4 protein-coding genes are annotated in these 5,249 nt (G+C 65.5%); 2 read left to right on the top strand and 2 right to left on the bottom strand.

Annotated elements, in window-relative coordinates; translation table 11 throughout:
* Positions 1 to 172: 172 nt before the first annotated feature.
* The gene (locus ACXJL8_RS33215) at positions 173 to 595 is read left to right on the top strand and encodes an OsmC family protein (protein ID WP_456621106.1); all 423 of its coding nucleotides are present in this window, start codon (positions 173 to 175) and stop codon (positions 593 to 595) included.
* A gap of 185 nt (positions 596 to 780) precedes the next feature.
* Positions 781 to 1,296, top strand: coding sequence for a peptide-methionine (S)-S-oxide reductase MsrA (msrA, locus tag ACXJL8_RS33210; protein WP_456621105.1), 516 nt, complete (start codon positions 781 to 783; stop codon positions 1,294 to 1,296).
* Between the two features lie 28 nt (positions 1,297 to 1,324).
* Here msrA and ACXJL8_RS33205 read toward each other — a convergent pair whose 3' ends face one another.
* Positions 1,325 to 4,168 carry an ATP-binding protein gene (locus tag ACXJL8_RS33205; protein ID WP_456621104.1) on the bottom strand — a complete coding sequence of 948 codons (2,844 nt, stop codon included), beginning with the start codon at positions 4,166 to 4,168 and terminating at the stop codon, positions 1,325 to 1,327.
* Between the two features lie 178 nt (positions 4,169 to 4,346).
* On the bottom strand, positions 4,347 to 5,249 hold a 903-nt coding region (locus tag ACXJL8_RS33200), incomplete at its 5' end, for an MFS transporter (RefSeq protein ID WP_456686316.1).

Raw genomic sequence — 5,249 nt, 5'->3', positions numbered from 1 at the left:
AGCCGGTAGCGTACCAAGGCGTTGACGCAGGGGTGACGTCGGGAGCCGATTGGACTTCCATGTCGGACAGGTCGGCGACTGACGGAACCGCTGCGGCGCTCGACCGGTTGGAAGGCGGCAGGGGGCAAAGCCGAGGCCGCCTCGGTGCCGAAAACAAGCAAGGAGAAGTGAGATGATCCGCAAGGCGAAAGCAGTATGGAAGGGCACCGGCCGCGATGGCAGCGGCCACCTGTCGAGCGAATCCGGCGTGCTCGCCGAGACGCCCTATTCGTTCAAGACCCGCTTCGAGAACGAGAAGGGGACGAATCCCGAGGAGTTGATCGCGGCGGCTCACGCCGGCTGCTTCACCATGGCGCTGGCCTTCGGCCTTCAACTCGCCGGCTTCACGCCGACCGAGCTCTCGACGGAAGCAGCGGTCAGCCTCGAGCCCGAAGGCAAGGGGTTCAAGATCAGCAAGTCGGCGCTCACCCTGCGCGCCAAGGTGCCGAACCTCGACGATGCCGGTTTCGCCCGCATCGCCGGTGAGGCCGAGAAGAACTGTCCGGTCTCGAAGGTGCTCAACGCCGAGATCACGCTCGACGCCAAATTGATCTGACTGCGAGCTTGCAACATCCTGCCCATCCGGTTCTGGTCGGGGACGCTGAAATTGTTGAGGCTTCGGCGTCATCCCGAGAGGAACCGGATGGTCATCCGTAAAAAAGACCGGCTTACGCCGCACCGCGGAACGCGTATGGTGCGACAGGTGCTGAACGGACGGACCGGTCAATTGGGAGCTGATACATGACGACAGAGCGCGCAGTTTTGGCCGGCGGTTGCTTCTGGGGCATGCAGGATCTGATCCGCAGGCAGCCCGGCGTGATCTCGACCCGCGTCGGCTACACAGGCGGCGAGGTGAAGAACGCCACCTATCGCAATCATGACGGGCACGCCGAAGCGATCGAGATCATGTTCGATCCGGCGAAGACGGATTACCGGACGATGCTGGAGTTCTTCTTCCAGATCCACGATCCCACCACGCTCAACCGCCAGGGCAACGATCGGGGGACGAGCTATCGTTCGGCGATCTTCACCACGACGGACCAGCAGAAGCGGATCGCCGAAGATACGATTGCCGACGTCGAGGCATCGCATCTGTGGCCCGGCAAAGTGGTCACCGAGGTAACCCCCGCCGGCGACTTCTGGGAAGCCGAGCCCGAGCATCAGGATTATCTCGAGCGCTATCCCGACGGTTACACCTGCCACTTCATCCGGCCCGACTGGAAGCTGCCGCGGCGCGCGGCGGTGGCAGGAGGCTAGATCGCGTCGTTGCGCGATCGGTGCTCCATCAGGTTCGCAATTGCGCGATCAGATCGCGCGCGATGCGCATGTCGGCGATGTCTGCGCCCTCGGCAAACGCTCCGCAGACATTGTCGAGAACCGCGAGAGCTTCCCCGCTTTGGCCCGCGCCGATCCTGAACCGCGCAAGGCTGATCGCGCATCGAAGCTCCCAGAAGCGCGCGCCCTGCTGGATCGCGACGTCCATGGCCTCGCGAAACCGCGCCTCGGCGTCCCTCGCATGCCGCGCGCTCTTCAGCATCAATTCTCCCTTGATGCGGATCAGCTCCGGCAGATACCAGCGCTCCTGCCGGTCGTTGCAACGCGCCAATGCGTCCTCGATCACGTCAAGGCCGCGATCGACCTGACCGGCCTCTCCGAAACACGCCGCAAGTTCGCCAAGGAGGGGAAGAAAGCGTGGCAGGAAGCGCGCATCGCCGGCGCGATTGAGCTCTTCACTCAGCAGCGGCAGGCCCGTCGCGACGTCACCGCGCTTCGCAGTCACGGCGGCGTTGAAGGCGCGCGCCCACAGGCCCCACAGCCGGATGGCGTGGCGTTCGGCGTGCTCGAGCAGCGCCGTGCCGTGGCGTTCGGCGGCATCGAAATCGCCGGCCCAGAAAGCGATCGGGCAGGCGGCCTGTCCCAGCACGCTGCAGAAGGTCAGCGCGTGGCCGTCGGCGCGGCCTTCCTCGATGTTTCTGGCGGCGAGCGCCTGCGCCTGGTCGGCCAGGCCTTGAAGCCATAGGATGCGGGCCCGGAAATATTGCGTCGATATCCTGAGATCGAGCGGGAAGACCTTGGGCTTCTCCACGAACACATGCAGCGATGCGTTGATCCGGTCGATATGCAGCCGCGCCCCGGTCTGGTCTCCGAGATAATGCAGAGCCACCGCCATCAGCCGGTCCGCCAGCATGAGATCTGTCTTGTCGGGCGAGTTCGCTGCTGCGTCCGTGAAGCGATCGGCAAGCGCGCGGGCCTTGCCGAATTGTCCGTTGTTGAACTGGTCGATGCACAATCCCCAGAGCGCCCGCAGCCGGAAATCCTTGTCGTCGAGCCTGTCGGCCAATTCGAGGGTCGTCTCGAGGATCGGACGGGCGTCGCGCGCGCGGCCCTCGCCATACATCAGCGACCAGCCGAGCGCCGACAGCAGCTGCATGCGGATATGGTCGTCGCCGCCGGTGTCGCCGAGCGCTGCGAGAGCCGTCTTTGTGCGCTCGCGGCATTCGGCGAACAAGGAAAGGCGCACCCACAGCGTGACCGCGGCCGCCGTCAGTGCGATACCCAGCGCAGCGTCGCCGTCGGGTGCAAAGGCCCAGTCCAGTGCCGCGCGCACATTGTCCAGCACCGCGCCATGAGTGTTCAGCCATTCGGGCAGAGGAGTTGACGTGTCGGACTCCGCGCGCTCGAGCAAGTCGCTAAAATGCTCGGCATGGCGCCGCGCGAACTGCCTTGTTTCGCCGAGTTCGTTCAGCTTCCCGTGTGCATAGGTCCGTGTGGTGTCGAGCAGGCGATAGCGCAATGCCCGCGAGCCGGACGGGGCGATCAGCGATTTGGTGACCAGGCTGTCGATCGCTTCGAGCGTTTCCGATGCGCTGAGGCCGTCGCCCGACGCGACCACGGCAGCCGCCTCCGGTGCAAAGGATCCGACGAAAACCGACAGTCGTCGCAAGGTGGCGCTCTCGGCCGCAGGCAGGAGGTCGTAGCTCCAGTCGAGCGCAGCACTCAGCGTCTGGTGTCGCGGAACAGCCGTGCGCCGCCCTCGCCATTGCAGCGAAAAGCGACTGTCGAGCAGCGATGCCGTGCCTGCGATGCCGTACGCATTGACGCGACCCGCCGCAAGCTCGATGGCAAGCGCAATGCCGTCGAGGCGCCGGCAGATATTCGCGACGAGGGGCGCCTCTTCGGGGCTGAGCTGGAACGGACCCGAGTTCTGCGCAATGCGCTCGATGAAGAGTTGGGCCGCAGGGTAGGCGAGGACCTCGGCGACGTTCAGGCCGTCGCGCTCCGGCGGACAATCCAGCGGGAACAGCCGGAAGATCCGCTCCCCTTCGCTCCGGAACGACTCGCGGCTGGTTGCGAGAACGTGAAGCTGCGGCGCATCGCGAACGATGCGCTCGACCAGCGGCGCCAACGTATCCAGCACATGTTCGCAACCGTCGAAGATCAGCAGGACCGGGCTCGCGCTCAGGAATGCCAGCAGGCCCGGCATCGGATCCTCCGAGCTGATGGTCAGTCCGAGCGCGGAGGCAATGGTGGTTGCAACGAGATTGGCATCCCTCAGCGGACCGAAATCGACGAAGAAAACGCCTCCGCCGAAGTCCGCCGACCGGCGATGCCCGACGGTCACCGCGACCGCGGTCTTGCCGATGCCGCCGGGGCCGACCACGGTCATGAAGCGATGCAGCGAAAGTCCGTTCGAGATCTTCTCGACGACATCCTCTCGCCCGACCATCTTGGCGAGCGGTGCCGGGAGGGAGCGCGGAGGCGCGACTTCGGCGGCGGGCGGGACCACCGATGGGGGCGCCTGAGCGAGGGAGGCGACGAAGCAATAGCCGCGTCCCGGCACGTTGACGACGTAACGGGCGGATTTGCCGGTATCGCCCAGCGCCTTGCGCAACGCCGCGATGTGAAAGCGCAGACTGCCCTCGTCGACATTGACGTTGGCCCAGATGCGCTTGACCAGCACTCTCTTGTCGACGACTTCACCGGGGCGCTCGGCGAGGAAGATGAGGATATCGAGCGCGCGGCCGCCGAGATGAAGCGGCACGCCGTCTTTCTCCAGGAGCCGGGACCTTGGAAACAGCCGAAACGGCCCAAATGAAATGGCCGAGGCTTCGTCAGTACGATCTGGCACGCGCCATTGCCCCCTCGACGGGAGTCGAAAATTGTTGCTTCGGTCTAGCAGATCGAGGCGTTGAGTAAACTGGCCGAAAGCACAGTGGGGTACGGCCGAGTTCCGGCCAGGCCGCCTGATGCGCCGTATCGGCCATGCGGAAATATCGCTTTGAAACGAGGAACTTAGGTCAGTCTCCTCAAGTCGGCGGGACAGGTTGGATCGCTTGGCGCGGGTCTGCCGTGACGATGCGCGCCGAGAGCGCGACGAGAGCCATCAGCGCGGCCAGAAGCCAGAACGCCGTCGGCAGCCCGCCAATGCGGGCGATGAATCCGACGCCGGCGGGACCGATGAGAATGCCTGCATAGCCGGCGGTCGTGATGGCCGCGACGGCGAGGCCCGTGGGCATCGCCTTCTGTGTGGCCGCCCGGCGGAACAGCACCGGCACGAGGTTCGATGCACCCAGGCCGATGAGGAGGAAGCCAGTCATGGCGGCCGCCGCGACGGGGGCGGTGAGCAGGACCGCGAAGCCGGCGATCGCAAGCAGGCTGCCCCAGAACAATGTCGTACGATCCCCGATGCGGGCCACGACGGCGTCGCCGCCGAGCCGCCCAACGGTCATCGCGATCGAGAACACGATGTAACCGGCCCCGCCTTGCGCCTCGGAGACGAGGCCGGCGCCGATGACGAGCAGTGCGCCCCAATCCAGCATCGCGCCTTCGACGAGAAAAGTGATCGCGCCGAGCAGCGCGAGCAGAAGCACCGATCCATGCGGCAGCACGAACAGCGGTCCTTCCTGCGCCTGCGCCGAACGAAGCAGGCGCGGCCAGGCTATCAGCATGGCGATCAGCATCAGGACGGAGCAGATCAGCGTGCAGGCGAGCGCGCCGAGTTGCAGCGAGAGCAATAATGTCATCAGGGCTGATCCRGCGAAGCCGCCGATGCTGAACAGCGCGTGGAAGCCGGACATCAGCGGACGTGCCGCAGCCCGCTCCACTTCGACCGCGTGGATGTTCATGGCGACGTCGATGGAGCCGAGCGCGGCGCCGAATGCGAACAGCACCAGCGCGAGCGTTGCGGGCGCGCTCGCGATCGCCAGAAA

It is taken from the genome of Bradyrhizobium sp. P5_C11_2, assembly GCF_054049755.1.
Note: the sequence above shows the minus strand (reverse complement) of the source record. Positions and strands in the feature narration are given on the sequence as shown.

Bases quoted from the DNA above. Each gene is read 5' to 3' on its own strand.
- msrA (WP_456621105.1), top strand. From the start codon at position 781: ATGACGACAGAGCGCGCAGTTTTGGCCGGCGGTTGCTTCTGGGGCATG.
- ACXJL8_RS33215 (WP_456621106.1), top strand. From the start codon at position 173: ATGATCCGCAAGGCGAAAGCAGTATGGAAGGGCACCGGCCGCGATGGC.